General features: G+C 73.4%; 14 protein-coding genes. 10 read left to right on the plus strand and 4 right to left on the minus strand.

What is annotated here, in order from left to right; genetic code table 11:
- Positions 1-2 precede the first annotated feature (2 nt).
- Positions 3-776: an MBL fold metallo-hydrolase gene (locus RIM90_RS17245; protein ID WP_309061598.1), complete on the minus strand. Its 774-nt coding sequence runs from the start codon at positions 774-776 to the stop codon at positions 3-5.
- An 82-nt stretch (positions 777-858) separates the two neighbouring features.
- Here RIM90_RS17245 and RIM90_RS17250 point away from each other — a divergent pair, with 82 nt between their 5' ends.
- From RIM90_RS17250 to dnaK, 7 genes are all read left to right on the plus strand, one after another.
- A complete protein-coding gene (locus tag RIM90_RS17250; RefSeq protein ID WP_309061599.1) occupies positions 859-1260 on the plus strand; it encodes a hypothetical protein in 402 nt (133 codons plus the stop codon).
- Between the two features lie 83 nt (positions 1261-1343).
- Positions 1344-3419, plus strand: a complete 2076-nt coding sequence (locus RIM90_RS17255; protein WP_309061600.1) for a phage holin family protein — start codon at positions 1344-1346, stop codon at positions 3417-3419.
- A 141-nt stretch (positions 3420-3560) separates the two neighbouring features.
- The gene (locus tag RIM90_RS17260) at positions 3561-4622 is read left to right on the plus strand and encodes a MoxR family ATPase (RefSeq protein WP_309061601.1); all 1062 of its coding nucleotides are present in this window, start codon (positions 3561-3563) and stop codon (positions 4620-4622) included.
- Positions 4619-6418: a hypothetical protein gene (locus RIM90_RS17265; RefSeq protein WP_309061602.1), complete on the plus strand. Its 1800-nt coding sequence runs from the start codon at positions 4619-4621 to the stop codon at positions 6416-6418. Before RIM90_RS17260 ends, RIM90_RS17265 begins: the two co-directional genes overlap by 4 nt.
- Before the next feature lie 97 nt (positions 6419-6515).
- Entirely contained in the window at positions 6516-6944 is a 429-nt protein-coding gene (locus RIM90_RS17270; protein WP_309061603.1) for an OsmC family peroxiredoxin, read from the plus strand.
- Between the two features lie 78 nt (positions 6945-7022).
- Positions 7023-7796 (plus strand): glycerophosphodiester phosphodiesterase family protein, encoded by a 774-nt coding sequence (locus RIM90_RS17275; protein ID WP_309061604.1) that lies wholly within the window; start codon positions 7023-7025, stop codon positions 7794-7796.
- A gap of 94 nt (positions 7797-7890) precedes the next feature.
- The gene (gene dnaK, locus RIM90_RS17280; protein ID WP_309061605.1) at positions 7891-9765 is read left to right on the plus strand and encodes a molecular chaperone DnaK; all 1875 of its coding nucleotides are present in this window, start codon (positions 7891-7893) and stop codon (positions 9763-9765) included.
- Between the two features lie 24 nt (positions 9766-9789).
- Here dnaK and RIM90_RS17285 read toward each other — a convergent pair whose 3' ends face one another.
- The gene (locus tag RIM90_RS17285; protein WP_309061606.1) at positions 9790-10605 is read right to left on the minus strand and encodes an SAM-dependent methyltransferase; all 816 of its coding nucleotides are present in this window, start codon (positions 10603-10605) and stop codon (positions 9790-9792) included.
- Between the two features lie 148 nt (positions 10606-10753).
- Positions 10754-11617, minus strand: a complete 864-nt coding sequence (locus RIM90_RS17290) for a helix-turn-helix transcriptional regulator (protein ID WP_309061607.1) — start codon at positions 11615-11617, stop codon at positions 10754-10756.
- A gap of 248 nt (positions 11618-11865) precedes the next feature.
- Between RIM90_RS17290 and RIM90_RS17295 the strand changes: the two genes are divergently transcribed.
- Positions 11866-12291, plus strand: coding sequence for a hypothetical protein (locus RIM90_RS17295; RefSeq protein WP_309061608.1), 426 nt, complete (start codon positions 11866-11868; stop codon positions 12289-12291).
- Here RIM90_RS17295 and RIM90_RS17300 read toward each other — a convergent pair.
- Positions 12273-13094 carry a helix-turn-helix transcriptional regulator gene (locus RIM90_RS17300; protein WP_309061609.1) on the minus strand — a complete coding sequence of 274 codons (822 nt, stop codon included), beginning with the start codon at positions 13092-13094 and terminating at the stop codon, positions 12273-12275. The two genes, RIM90_RS17295 and RIM90_RS17300, sit on opposite strands and share 19 nt — an antisense overlap.
- Before the next feature lie 143 nt (positions 13095-13237).
- Here RIM90_RS17300 and RIM90_RS17305 point away from each other — a divergent pair, with 143 nt between their 5' ends.
- Together RIM90_RS17305 and RIM90_RS17310 are read left to right on the plus strand one after the other, a co-directional pair.
- A complete protein-coding gene (locus RIM90_RS17305; protein WP_309061610.1) occupies positions 13238-13543 on the plus strand; it encodes a 4a-hydroxytetrahydrobiopterin dehydratase in 306 nt (101 codons plus the stop codon).
- A gap of 5 nt (positions 13544-13548) precedes the next feature.
- Positions 13549-14072 (plus strand): class I SAM-dependent methyltransferase (locus tag RIM90_RS17310; protein WP_309061611.1); only part of this gene is annotated, 524 nt, incomplete at its 3' end.

Consider the following 14072-nt stretch of genomic DNA (forward strand, 5'->3'; position numbering starts at 1 on the left):
GATCACCGTGCGACCCCCGGGCGCACGCTCTCCCCGTGCCCGAGCCGGTGCACCGTCACCTCGGGCGTCCGCGCGGCGGCCAGCCGCACGAACTCGTCGCCCGGTGCGTGGAACTCGTGCGGACGCACGGCGTCCATCCCGATCGGCCAGTACGTGCCGTAGTGCACCGGCACCGCACTGCGCGCCCCCAGCCGGGCCAGCGCCTCGGCCGCGCGCCCCGCGTCCAGATGCCCCTCGCCCAGGTACGGTCCCCAGCCGCCCACCGGGAGCAGCGCCACGTCGACCGGCCCGACCTCCTTGGCCATCGCGTCGAACAGCCCGGTGTCCCCGGCGAAATAGGTGCGCGCCTCGCCCTCCAGGACGTAACCGAGGGCGGGGGAGCGGTGCGGTCCGACCGGCAGCCGCCGTCCGTCGTGCCGCGCGGGAACGGCCCGTACGACCAGGGGGCCGACCGTCGTCACGTCACCGGGCGCCACCTCGCTCACGTCGAGATGGGTGAGCCGGCGCAGCCCCGGTACGGCACGCCGTGCGCCCCGGGGCACGAGCAGGCGCGTGCCCGGGGCGAGCCGCGCGAGCGACGGCACGTGCAGATGGTCGGCGTGCAGATGGGAGACCAGGGCCACGTCCGCGCGCCGGGCCTCGTCCGGCGGCACCGCGCCGCGCCGGCGCCGCAGGTGCGCGAGCCGGCGGGCGAACAGGGGGTCGGTGAGCACACGGATGCGCGAGTCCTCGATCGTGCACGTGGCGTGACCCCACCAGGTGACCTCCACCGGCACTCCTCCGCCTCCTTCGCACGACTCCCCGAAGCCTACGTGCAGGAGTAGGGTCGGCGGCGAAAACCGGAGGTGAGGGGGCGCCATGGGGCCGGTCCGGGTGACGGCGATCGCGAGTCTGACGCCGCTGGAGGAACTGGACGCCGATCCCTTCCTGGTGGACTCCCGCAGCCAGCACGCCATGTGCGCCCGCTGGGCCGCCGAGCGCGGCTACGTGGTGACCCGGGAACTGCTCGTGCGGGGGCTGCGCCCCGACCACGGCGCCCTGTGGGAGGGCGTACGGCCCGGCACCGACGTGTTCGTGGCGCCCAGCCGGCGGGTCCTGGAGCGCGCCCTGTCCTCCGTCGAGGAGTTCACCGCGGAGTGCGCGCGGCGCGGGGTGCGCGTGGAGACGGTGGGCCACGCCGAACCGTCGTACGACGCGGCGATGAAGGCCCGTGTGCACCGACGGCTGTCCATGCCCACCGCCGGCTACGACGGCTGCTGAGGTGCCGGCGGCCCGTGCGACCGGGGACGAAACGCCTCTTCCGGCCGTTGTGACAGGGTGAGTACGGGCTAGGGACGTGAGGTGTGCCGGGCGTGGGTGGCGGGCGGTGGCGACGGGTCGCCAGTCAGATCGGGCGGAGCGTCGCCGTGTGGGTGGTCTCCACGCTCACCATGCTGCTGCTCGCCGGCATCCTGCCGGACTTCCGGCTGCGCTCGGCCGACGGCGACAGCGCCACCGACATCGCGGTCACCGCCGCCCTCGGCGCCGGTGCCTTCGGCCTGCTGTCCGCCCTCGTCTGGCCGCTGCTGGTGCGTCTGCTGCTGCTCGTACCGGCGCTCGTCCTCGGCCTGCTGGTGTTCTTCCTCAACGGCGCGCTGCTGTGGCTGGCCCTGCGCCTGAACCCCGGCGAACGCGGCGCCGCCGCCCCGGAGACGGCGGTCGTGGTGGCCGCCGTGATGTCCGCCGTCGCCTCCGCCACCGGTGCCGCCCTCGCGGTACGCGACGACGACGCCTACCGCCGCCGCCTCTACCGCCTGGCCGACCGCCGGCGCCGCGCCGGCCCGCCCTGCCCGGACACGCCCGGCACCGTCTTCCTGCAACTCGACGGCGTCGGCCACGACGTCCTGCTGGACGCCGTCGGCAAGGGCCTGATGCCCACCGTCGCCCGCTGGCTCGGCGCCGGCGACCGGCCCACCCACCGGCTCACCCCCTGGCGCACCGACTGGTCCAGCCAGACCGGCGCCAGCCAGCTCGGCATCCTGCACGGCAGCAACCACGACGTGCCCGCCTTCCGCTGGTACGAGAAGGCCCGCCGCGAGGTGATGGTCTGCAACCGCCCCACCAGCGCCGCCGAACTCCAGGCCCGAGCCATCGAGTACTCCGGTCACGCCGGCCTGCTCGCCGAGGACGGCGCCAGCCGCGGCAACCTCTTCAGCGGCGGCGCCGACGAGCAGGCCCTGGTGCTGTCCATCGCCACCCGCCGCCGCGGCCCGGGGACCCGCTCCCGCGCGGGGTACTTCGCGTACTTCTCCGACCCGGCCAACGCCGTGCGCACCGCCCTGTCCTTCGTCGCCGAGGTCGGCCGGGAGATCGGCCAGTCCACCCGGGCCCGGTTCAGGAAGCAGCGCCCGCGCGTCTCACGCGGCGGGCTGTATCCGTTCGTCCGGGCGTTCGCCACGGTCGTCGAACGGGACGTCGTCGTCGCCGCCGTGATGGGCGACCTGCTCGCCGGCCGCACCGCCGTCTACGCCGACCTGGTCGCCTACGACGAGGTCGCCCACCACTCGGGGCCGACGAGCCGGGACGCCGAGAAGGTCCTCCAACGCCTCGACCGCGCCCTCGCCCTGATCGAGAAGGTCGCCGAGCACGCCCCGCGCCCGTACCGGATCGTCGTCCTGTCCGACCACGGGCAGAGCCCCGGCGAGACCTTCCGCGCCCGCTACGGCCTCACCCTCGGCGACCTGGTGCGGGCCGGCTGCGGGCTGCCCGTGCCGCGCAGGGCGCGCCGCACCCACAGTGGCGCGGAGGCCCGCGCGGCCGTCCGGGCGGCACTGCGCCGGCCGGTCGAGGAGGGGGCCGAGCACTACCGGCCCACCCGCGGCTCGGAGCCCGTCGTGCTCGCCTCCGGCAACCTCGGCCTGATCTCCTTCCCGGACGTGCTGCACCGGATGACCAAGGAGGAGATCGACGCCCGCCATCCCGCGCTGCTGCCGACCCTCGCCAACCACCCCGGCATCGGCTTCCTGCTGGTGCGCAGCGAAGTCCACGACGGGGTCGTGCTCGGCGCGTACGGAGCGGAGATCCCGCTGGCGGAGCTGGACGACAACCCCGGCCCCCTGGCGGCCTTCGGCCCCGGCGCCGCGGAGGTCGTGCGCCGCACCCACACGTTCCCGCACACCGCCGACATCATGGTCAACTCCTTCCACGACCCGGCCGACGGCGAGGTCCTCGCCTTCGAGGAGCAGATCGGCTCCCACGGCGGCCTCGGCGGCGCCCAGTCCCGCCCGTTCCTGCTGTCCCCCCTCACGCTGTCCCCGCCGGTCGCCGACGGAGCGGAACTCGTCGGCGCCGAGCGGATCCACCACGTACTGCGGCGCTGGCTGACGGAGTCGGACGGCGCGGGACGGCCCGGGGAGGCGCACCGGGAACGCGCGGCCTGAGCCCGCCCCGGCCGCCTCCGGGGCACCGGAAATCGGCTGCGCGGACGATCGCCGGAGTCCAGACTGTCCGGACAGGACGCCGCACATCCGCGCGTCCTGTCCGCGCTTCCCGATCTTCCCGACCCTCCCAGGAGCCGTTGCGTGCAGGCAGCCGTCACCGTCACCCCCGCCCGCGTCCCGGAGCTGCTGCTCGGTCTCGCGACCGTGCGACCGGTCTTCCTCTGGGGCGCGCCCGGCATCGGAAAGTCCTCCCTGGTGAGGGAGTTCGCCGAGTCCCTGGGGCTGGAGTGCGTGAGTCTGCTGGGCACCCAGCTCGCCCCCGAGGACCTCATCGGCGTGCCGCAGATCCGTGACGGCCGCTCGGTGTTCTGCCCGCCGGAGGCCATCGCCCGCGACGAGCCGTACTGCCTGTTCCTGGACGAGCTCAACGCGGCCACCCCGGACGTGCAGAAGGCGTTCTACTCGCTCATCCTGGACCGCCGCATCGGCGACTACGAGCTGCCCGAGGGCTCCATCGTGATCGGCGCCGGGAACCGGGCCACCGACAACGCGCTCGCCCGCCCCCTCGCCTCCGCGCTCGTCAACCGCCTCACCCACGTCCACCTGGAGGCCTCGGCCAAGGACTGGCTGGTCTGGGCGGCGGACAACGGCATCCACCCGTGGATCACGGACCACCTCACCGACCGGCCCGACCACCTGTGGTCCAAGCCGCCGAAGACCGAGGAGCCGTTCTCCACGCCCCGTTCCTGGCACATGCTCTCCGACGCGCTGCACTCCTTCGGCCGCGACCTCGACGAGGACACCCTGAAGGTCCTCGCGCACGGCACGCTCACCCCCGCCCACGCCACCGCCTTCTGCGGCTACGTCAAGATCGTGCGCAGCCGCTTCGGCATCGACGCCGTCCTCAAGGGCGAGGCCCGCTGGCCGCACCGCCTCGAGGACCGCGACCTGCTGTACTACCTCGCCGAGTCGTTCCGCGGCCGGCTGGTGAAGGAACTGCCCGCCGACAAGGAGCACATGTCGGCGAACGGCCGGCAGACCGCGTACCGCGCCAAGTCGCTGCTGGTGCAGCTCGCCGAGATCTCCGTCGAGGTCGCCCAGAGCGTCATCGCCTCCGACGCCGACGGCAACCCCGTCCTGCCGTCCTGGTTCCTCGTCGAGGCGGCCCGCGACATGCCCCGGCTGGTGGAGGCGCGGCGGTGACCCGGCCCCGGGCGAAGGGGCGGAAGAAGCGGGACCCCGCGGCGGAGTCCTTCGCCGAGGGAGTACGGCTGGTGAAGGCCAACCCGGCGCTGGCGGCCGTCGAGTTCGACATCTGCCGTGCCGAGGAGTGCCGGCTCGCACCCCGGCAGGGACTCGTCCGCGTCGACTCCGACGGCACCCTGCACGTCCACCCGGCCCGTCTCGCCGACCCCGCCGTATGGGCGTGGTCGCTCGCCCACGCCGCCCTCCACCTCGGTTTCGGGCACGTCCCGGCGGACAAGGGCGAGCGTGTCCAGCCCGACCGGTACGAGCTGGCCGCGCGCTGCACGGTCGTCAACCGCTTCCTGCTGACCTTCCCGGTCGGCCGCGCCCCGGACGAGATGCCGCTGTCGTACCCCGACGGCGACGAGGAGCAGCTTGCCGCCCGCTGGCGCCGCACCGGCGTCCCGGCTCCCTACGCGCACTGCGGCACGGCGGGCACGGAGGCCGATCAGGTACTCGTGCCCTGGGTCTGGTTCGGCCGGCGGATGCCGGACTGGCGGCTCGCCTTCGCCACCGCCCTGACCCGCACCGTGTCCGCCGCGATGGACATGGCGGGCGGCCGGCGCGACAGCCTGGACGGCGAACCGGCCGTCAAGCGCCCCTGGGACCGGGCGCTGAGCTGGTTCGTCTCCTCCTACCCGCTGCTCGGCGGCATCGCGGCCGGCATCACCCTCGTCGCCGACGCCGAACTCGCCCGCGCCCACGGCATCGCCGTCGCCGCCGTCGACGCCGGGGCCGGCGAGATCTACGTCAACCCGCTGCGGCGGTTCGAGGACGAGGAGTGGCGGTTCGTCCTCGCGCACGAGATGCTGCACGCCGCCCTGCGCCACGGCGACCGCTGCGGCACCCGCGATCCGTACCTGTTCAACGTCGCCTGCGACTACGTCATCAACGGCTGGCTCGTCGAGATGCAGGTCGGTGCCATGCCCGAGGGCCTGCTGTACGACAAGGAGCTCGCCGGGCTGTCCGCCGAGGAGGTCTACGACCGGATCGCCGGCGACCTCAGGCGCATGCGGCGCCTGGCCACCCTGCGCGGCAAGGGCGTCGGCGACGTCCTCGGCGGCCCGCTCGGCCCGCCCCGCGACCACGTCGACCTCGACGGCTTCTACCGGCGCGGCCTCGCCCAGGGCCTGGACCTGCACGAGCGGCAGGAGCGCGGCTTCCTGCCCGGTGGACTGGTCGAGGAGATCCGCGCGCTCAGCCATCCGCCGCTGCCCTGGGACGCGCGACTCGCCCGCTGGTTCGACGAGTTCGTGCCCCGCCCCGAGCCCGTGCGGTCCTACGCCCGCCCCTCGCGCCGGCAGGCGTCCACCCCGGACATCCCCCGCGCGGGACGCTGCTTCCCGCCCGAGGAGATCGCCCGCTGCACCTTCGGCGTCGTCCTGGACACCTCCGGCTCCATGGACCGCGTCCTGCTCGGCAAGGCGCTCGGCGCCATCGCCTCCTACGCCGGGGCCCGCGACGTACCGGCCGCCCGCGTGGTGTTCTGCGACGCGGCCCCGCACGACGCCGGCTACCTGCCGGTCACCGAGATCGCCGGACGCGTGCGGGTGCGCGGCCGGGGCGGCACCGTCCTGCAGCCCGGCATCGACCTGCTGCAGCGCGCGGACGACTTCCCGCCCACCGCGCCGGTCCTCGTCATCACCGACGGCTGGTGCGACGTGCTGCGGGTCCGGCGCGAGCACGCCTACCTGATCCCGCAGGGCGCGCGGCTGCCGTTCACCGCGAGGGGGCCCGTCTTCCGGGTGAGTTGAGCCGTAGTGTGATCGGATGGAGCCGGGAACCCGGTGACCCGGGCTCCGGACCGAGCACAGCCGGACACAGGGCCGGACATTTTCGAAAGGATGCGTCATGGCAGCCACGCGCTCCGCACACACCGTTTGGGAAGGCAACCTGTTCAAGGGCAGCGGGGTCGTCACCTTCGACTCCTCCGGAAGCATCGGCGAGCAGCCGGTCACCTGGGCGTCGCGCGCCGAGGAGGCCAACGGGAAGACCAGCCCGGAGGAGCTGATCGCCGCCGCGCACTCCAGCTGCTTCTCGATGGCACTCTCCAACGGCCTCGACAAGGCCGGCACCCCGCCCACCCGCCTGACGACCTCCGCCGACGTCACCTTCGTGCCCGGTGAGGGCATCACCGGCATCCACCTCACCGTCGAGGGCACCGTCCCCGGGATGGACGAGGCGGCCTTCCTCGCCGCCGCCGAGGACGCCAAGGTCAACTGCCCGGTCAGCCAGGCCCTGAAGGGCACGAACATCACCCTGACGGCGAAGCTCGCCTGACCCGCTCGCCCCGTCGAGTTCCCGCAGGCCGCTCCACCGGGGCGGCCTGCGGCACGTTCCTCCCGAAAGCCGACCACCATGACGCCACGCCCCGCCGTCTCCGCCCACCGGGGAGGCTCCGAACGCGCCGCGCCGGCCACCTGGGAGGCGTACGAGGACGCGCTCACGTCCGGTGCCGAGTACGCCGAGTTCGACGTCCGGCGCACCGCGGACGGCGTCTTCGTCGTCCACCACGATCCCCGGGTGGGCCGCACCGGACCCCTGCTGTCCACGCTCACCCACGCCGAGCTGAACGAGCGCGCCGGTTATCCCGTGCCCGTCGTGGACGACGTGATGGCGCTGGTCGCCGGGAAGCTCATCGGGCATCTGGACCTGAAGGAGACCGGCCACGAGCGGGAGCTGATCGACCGCGCGACCGCCCTGCTCGGCGAGGACGGCTTCGTGGCCACCACCCTGGAGGACCGTTCCGTCGCGGCCATCACCCGCGCCTTCCCCCGGGTGCGCACCGTGCTGTCGCTCGGCCGGGACGGCAAGGACGTGGGCCGCGGCCGGCTGGTGTCGACCCGGATCGGCGAACTGCTGCCGATGCGCCGCGTCCGCGCCTGCGGGGCCCACGGGGTCGCCGTGCACCAGCGCCTGGCCCGTGCCACGGTGCTGCGCGAGGCGGCCCGGGGCGGGCTGTTCACCATGGTGTGGACGGTCAACGAGGACGCGGCGCTGCGCGGCTTCCTCACCGATCCGCGGGTGGACGTGCTGATCACCGACCGTCCGCGGCGCGCCGTGGAACTGCGCGCCGCCCCTCCCACCGGGCCCGCCCGCGCCCGCCGCTTCCGCCGACCGGCCGCCGGTTGACAAGGGCCCACTCAAGCTATTGACAACGACCCGCTCAAGTTTTGTGCTGGAAGTCCGGAGAGGTGCCCTGGCGGAACGGCGGAAGGGGACGGCGATGGGACGTGCGGTCGGAATCGATCTGGGGACCACGAACTCGGTGGTGGCCGTGCTGGAGGGCGGTGAGTCCACCGTCATCGCCAACGCGGAGGGCGCGCGGACCACCCCGTCGGTCGTGGCCTTCGCCAAGAACGGCGAGGTGCTGGTCGGCGAGGTCGCCAAGCGGCAGGCGGTGACGAACGTCGACCGCACCGCCCGCTCGGTCAAGCGCCACATGGGTGACGCGCAGTGGCGCTTCCCGGAGCAGGGAACGGTGGACGGCACCCGCTACCGGGCACAGGAGCTGTCCGCCCGGGTGCTGCAGAAGCTGAAGCGGGACGCGGAGGCGTACCTCGGCGAGGACGTCACCGACGCGGTGATCACCGTGCCGGCGTACTTCGACGACGCCCAGCGGCAGGCCACCAAGGAGGCCGGGGAGATCGCCGGCCTGAAGGTCCTCAGGATCATCAACGAGCCCACGGCCGCCGCCCTGGCCTACGGCCTGGACAAGGAGAACGACCAGACCGTCCTCGTCTTCGACCTGGGCGGAGGCACCTTCGACGTGTCGCTCCTGGAGATGGGCGAGGGCGTCATCGAGGTGAAGGCCACCAACGGCGACACCCACCTCGGCGGCGACGACTGGGACCAGCGGGTCGTCGAACACCTCGCCAAGCGCTTCAAGGGCCACTACGGCATCGACCTGGCACAGGACAGGATGGCGGTGCAGCGGCTGCGGGAGGCCGCCGAGAAGGCCAAGATCGAGCTGTCCTCGTCGTCGGAGACCACCATCAACCTGCCCTACATCACGGCCTCCGCCGAAGGGCCCCTGCACCTCGACGAGAAGCTCACCCGCGCCCAGTTCCAGGAACTCACCGAGGACCTGCTGGAGCGCTGCAGGAAACCGTTCCACCAGGCCGTCAAGGACGCCGGTGTGGAGCTCTCCGCGATCGACCACGTCATCCTCGTCGGCGGCTCCACCCGGATGCCCGCCGTCACCGAACTGGTCCGCGAGCTCACCGGCAGGGACCCCCACAAGGGCGTCAACCCCGACGAGGTCGTCGCCGTCGGAGCGGCTCTGCAGGCGGGCGTCATCCGCGGTGACGTGAAGGACGTCCTGCTCCTCGACGTCACCCCGCTGTCCCTCGGCATCGAGACCAAGGGCGGCATCATGACCAAGCTGATCGAACGCAACACCACCATCCCCACCCGGCGATCGGAGATCTTCACCACCGCCACCGACAACCAGCCCTCGGTCGGCATCCAGGTCTACCAGGGCGAGCGCGAGATCGCCGCCTACAACAAGAAGCTCGGCGTCTTCGACCTCACCGGCCTGCCGCCCGCCCCGCGCGGCGTGCCGCAGATCGAGGTGGCCTTCGACATCGACGCCAACGGGATCATGCACGTCTCCGCCAAGGACCTCGCCACCGGCCGCGAGCAGAAGATGACCGTCACCGGCGGCTCGGCGCTGCCCAAGGACGACATCGACCGCATGATGCGCGAGGCCGAGCAGTACGCCGAGGAGGACCGCAAGCGCCGCGAGGCCGCCGAGACCCGCAACCAGGCCGAGCAACTCGTCTACCAGACCGAGAAGTTCCTGCGGGAGAACGGCGACAGGGTGCCCGGCGACACCAGGTCCGAGGTCGAGTCGGCGGTCGCGGAGCTGAAGCAGTTGCTGGAGCGGCAGTCCTCCGACACGGCCGATCTGCGCGCCGGCGTCGAGAAACTCGCCACGGTCAGCCAGAGGATGGGCCAGGCGATGTACGCGCAGACCGGGCAGACCCCCACCGAGAGCACCGCCCAGCACTCCGCACCGCAGGAGGAGGACGGCGTCGTCGACGCGGAGATCGTCGACGACGACAAGGACTCCGGGGACCGCCGGAAAGGCACGGCCTGACAGGCCCGCGCCGGGGCCGCCGGGTCACGGCTTGCGGGCGACGCCCGCGTAGACCGGCACGATCCCCTCCGCCTGGGCCGCCACGTCCTCCGCCTCCGGGCGCCATCCGTGCACCGGGATCACCCCCGGGCCCAGCAGCTCCAGCCCGGTGAAGAAACGGGAGAACCCGGCCAGCGAACGCGGGTGGAAGGGCGTGCCGCTGCGCCGGAAGTGGTGCGCCGCCTGCCCGACGGCCGCCGGGTTCAGGTCCGGGGTGACCTGGGAGAGGATCAGATGGCTGCCCGGCGCGAGGGCGGCGACGTACCGCTCCAGCAGGCCGTACACGTCGTCGCCGTCGGGATCGTCGTCCAGGTAGTGGGTCAGCGCGACCAGCGACAGCGCCACGGGCCGGTCCAGGTCCAGCGACTCGCCGGCCCGGCGCAGCAGCGCGTCCACGTCCCGGACGTCGGCGTGCACGTACTCCGTGGAGCCCTCGGCGGTGCCGTGCAGCAGCGCCTCGGCGTGCCGCAGCACGATCGGGTCGTTGTCCGCGTACACCACGCGGGACTCCGGCGCGACGGCCTGCGCCACCTGGTGCAGATTGGGCTCCGTGGGGATGCCCGTGCCGATGTCCAGGAACTGGCGCATCCCCGCCTCGGCGACGGTGCGCACGGCCCGGTGCATGAACCGGCGGTTGGCGCGCGCCCCGCGCACCGCCGTGTCGTCCGCCGCCAGGATCTTCCGCGCCAGCTCCTCGTCCACCGGGTAGTTGTCCTTGCCGCCGAGCCACCAGTCGTAGACGCGGGCCGGATGCGGGCGGCTGGTGTCGACGGGGGCGTGCGCGGCGTCGGATCCGGTCATGCGCTGTCTTCTCCTCGTGGGTTCGAAGGCTCGCTGTACTCGGTGGTGCGAAGGCTCGCCGTACCCGCTACGGGACGCGCGGTGCCGTGACGAAGACGCCGCCCCCGGCACGCGGGTTGCCCCGCGTCACCGCCGCGGGGCAACCCGCTCAGTAGGTCTCCCGCCATTCCCGCAGCAGTTTCTCCGTGCGCCGGGTCGAGGCGGCCCGCGCCGTCATGTGGTCCAGGACCTCCAGGTGCGCCGAGACCTCCTTGCGGGAGTCCAGGTACAGGGCGCCCGTCAGGTACTCGGTGAACACCATGTCCGGCAGCTCCGGCTCGGCGAACCGGAACAGCGAGAACGGCGCGTACGTCCCCGGGTGCGGGCCGTCGGCGAACTCGGCGACCTGGAGCGTGATCCGGTCCCGGGCGGACCACTCCAGGAGCTTGTCGAGCTGGTCGCGCATCACCCGGCCGTCGACGCTCACCGGGCGCCGCAGCACCGTCTCCTCCATGATCACCCAGAGGTGGGGCGGATCCTGGCGTTCCAGGAGCCGCTGGCGCTCCATGCGCAGCGACACGTGCCGCTCGACCGCCGCGGACCCGGCGGTCCCGATCGTCCCGGCCTCCAGGACGGCCCGCGCGTACTCCTCGGTCTGCAGCAGCCCCGGTACGAAGTGCGGTTCGTAGGACCGGATGATGCGGGCGGCTCCCTCCAGGCTCACGTACAGGCTGAACCACTCCGGCAGCACGTCGTGGTACCGCTGCCACCAGCCCGGCCGGTTCGCCTCCTCCGCGAGCTGGACGAACGCCTCCGCCTCGCTCCCGGACACCCCGTACGCGGTCAGCAGGACCTGGACGTACGGAATCTTCAGCGCCACCTCCGCGGTCTCCATCCGCCGGACGGTCGCGGGCGCCACCCGCAGGACCCGGGCGGCCTCCTCGCGTCCGAGGCCCGCCGCCTCCCGCAACTCCTGCAGCCGCCTTCCCAGCACCACCTGGCCCACGGTGGGTGCGGCCCGCCGCTCACTCACGCCACGCCTCCCCAACGTGCCCAAGTCTGTGATCAGTCTGTCATGTTCCCCCGACACTCTCACGTGTCGCGGAACGGCGGACCGCCCCGCCCGCCTCCGTCCCCGGTCCGTGCGGCATTACCCCGCGGGTAATCGACCGGGTCCCGTCCACCGGGCGATCGTAGGGGCACCGGGTTCCGGGCCGGCGCACTCCGGCCCGGAACCCGGGCCCAGCCGCCGCAACCGATCCCGCCGGAGAGTGATTCGTCATGTCCGCGACCCAGCTTGCCGTGCTCGCCCGCACCGTGGAGCCGCAGCGGATGCTGCGCCGCTTCCTGGCCCTCGACGCCGCGGTGACCGGTGCCAACGCGCTCGCCTACCTCGTCCTCTCCGGACCGCTCGGACGCTTCCTCGGCGCCGACGCCGGCCTGCTCCTCGGGCTCGGCGGGTTCCTCGCGGTCTACGCGGCCGGTGTGGGCCTGGTGGCCGCGCGGCCGCACCCGCCGACGCTCGGCGTGCGGGTCGTCGTCGAGGCCAACCTCGCCTGGACGGCGGTGAGTTTCGCCGCCCTCGCGCTCTGGCTCGACCCGACCGCGGCGGGCGCGGTCTGGACGGTCCTGCAGGCCCTGGCCGTGGCCGGCTTCGCCCTGCTCCAGCACACGGCGCTGAAGGCGCGTCAGCTCAGCCAGGACTGAAGGTACTTGGCCGTCGCCGGGTCCGCCGGGAGGAGCGTCTCCACGGCCAGCTCGGCGACGGTCACGTCCATGGGCGTGTTGAACGTGGAAATCGACGACACGAACGACAGCGTCCGCCCCTCGTGCTCGATCAGCATCGGCAGCGCGAAGTACGCCACCGGCACGTCCGGTTCCGCCGTGTACCTCTCGTCGGTGTCCGGCACCGGGAACGCCGCCACCTCCTCGTACAGCGCCCGCAGCGGCTCGGAGCGGCGCAGCGCGATCTGCCGCCGCATCTGCTCCAGCAGGTGCCCGCGCCACTCCCGCAGATTCAGGATGCGCGGCGCGAGCCCCTGCGGGTGCAGCGTGAGCCGCACCGCGTTCAGCGGTGGCTCCAGCAGCTCCTCGGGGACCCCGTCGAACAGCATCGTGACGCCCCGGTTGGCCGCCACGACGTCGTACATCGCGTCCACCACCAGCGCCGGATACGGCTCGAAGCCCCCGATCAGCCGCTCGATGCCGTCCCGCAGCGTGTCCAGCGCCGGATCGTCCAGCGGGGTCTGCGGGAACCGGGGCGCGTAACCCGCCGCCAGCAGCAGCGCATTGCGCTCCCGCACCGGGACGTCCAGGTGCTCGGCCAGCCGCAGCACCATCTCCTCGCTGGGCCGGGAACGGCCGGTCTCGATGAAGCTGATGTGCCGGGCGGAGGAGTCGGCGCGCAGGGCCAGCTCCAGCTGACTGACCCGCCGCTGCTCCCGCCAGGCCCGCAGCAGCGGGCCCACGCCGTCGGTGGTGGAAGCGGTACCGGATGGAGCAGTGGTCATGCCAGGACCGTAGTCGAGAAGCGGCCGTTCCGGGGAGCCGCACGCCGCTGACCAGGTCCCCGGCGCCCTCCTGTGGCAGCCTGAGGGGCGAGCCCCCCGTGCGGGAGCGACGAGGAGACCGAACCGGCGAAGGAGCGCAGCCCATGCCCGTCGAACCGCTGTCGCAGAAGGAGATCGAGGACCGGCTGGCCGACCTGCCGGGCTGGTCGCTCGACGGGGACCGCCTCACCCGCTCCTACCGGCTGGGGTCGCACTTCGCGGCGGCGGCGATGGTCGTCCACATCGCCCGGGTGCAGGAGGAGCTCGACCACCACTCCGACCTCACCCTCGGCCACCACACCGTGTCGCTGTCCGTGCACACCCACAGCGCGGGCGGCGCCGTCACCGAGAAGGACTTCGAGCTCGCCCGCAAGGTGGAGGACCTGGCCCCCGGACACGGTGCACACTGAGGTGCGTGCTGGACTACGACAAGGAAGCGGCACACTACGACGCCCTGCGCGGCGGTGAGCCACGCGCCGCCGCTGCCGCCGGGGCGGTGCTCGGTCTCCTGCCGGACCACGCGAGTGACCTGCTGGACGTGGCCTGCGGCACCGGCATCGTGACCCGGCGGTTCGCCGCCCGCGACGGCCTGCGGGTGACCGGTGCCGATCTCGCCCCGTCGATGACCCGCATGGCCGCCGCCCGCCTGCCCGGCGCCGTGGTCCGCGCCGACAGCCGCCGGCTGCCGTTCGCCGACGCCCGGTTCGACGCCGTGGTCAGCGTGTGGCTGCTGCACCTCCTGCCCGGCCCCGAGGACGTGCGGGCCGTCGTCGGCGAGTGCGCCCGCGTCCTGCGGCCCGGCGGGGTCTACGTCACCACCGTCGACAAGGGCGCCTCCCACAACGTCGGCAGCGACATCGACGCCGTCCTCGCCGCCCGCCCGCGCAGCCCGGTGCCCGACGCCGCCGCCGACGTCGAGGCCCACGCCGCCGAGCACGG

The sequence above is a fragment of the Streptomyces sp. genome (genome assembly GCF_031181555.1).
GTDB lineage: Bacteria > Actinomycetota > Actinomycetes > Streptomycetales > Streptomycetaceae > Streptomyces > Streptomyces fimbriatus.

Bases quoted from the DNA above. Each gene is read 5' to 3' on its own strand.
- RIM90_RS17250 (WP_309061599.1), top strand. From the start codon at position 859: ATGGGGCCGGTCCGGGTGACGGCGATCGCGAGTCTGACGCCGCTGGAG.
- RIM90_RS17270 (WP_309061603.1), top strand. From the start codon at position 6,516: ATGGCAGCCACGCGCTCCGCACACACCGTTTGGGAAGGCAACCTGTTC.
- RIM90_RS17275 (WP_309061604.1), top strand. From the start codon at position 7,023: ATGACGCCACGCCCCGCCGTCTCCGCCCACCGGGGAGGCTCCGAACGC.
- dnaK (WP_309061605.1), top strand. From the start codon at position 7,891: ATGGGACGTGCGGTCGGAATCGATCTGGGGACCACGAACTCGGTGGTG.
- RIM90_RS17285 (WP_309061606.1), bottom strand. From the start codon at position 10,605: ATGACCGGATCCGACGCCGCGCACGCCCCCGTCGACACCAGCCGCCCG.
- RIM90_RS17295 (WP_309061608.1), top strand. From the start codon at position 11,866: ATGTCCGCGACCCAGCTTGCCGTGCTCGCCCGCACCGTGGAGCCGCAG.
- RIM90_RS17300 (WP_309061609.1), bottom strand. From the start codon at position 13,094: ATGACCACTGCTCCATCCGGTACCGCTTCCACCACCGACGGCGTGGGC.
- RIM90_RS17305 (WP_309061610.1), top strand. From the start codon at position 13,238: ATGCCCGTCGAACCGCTGTCGCAGAAGGAGATCGAGGACCGGCTGGCC.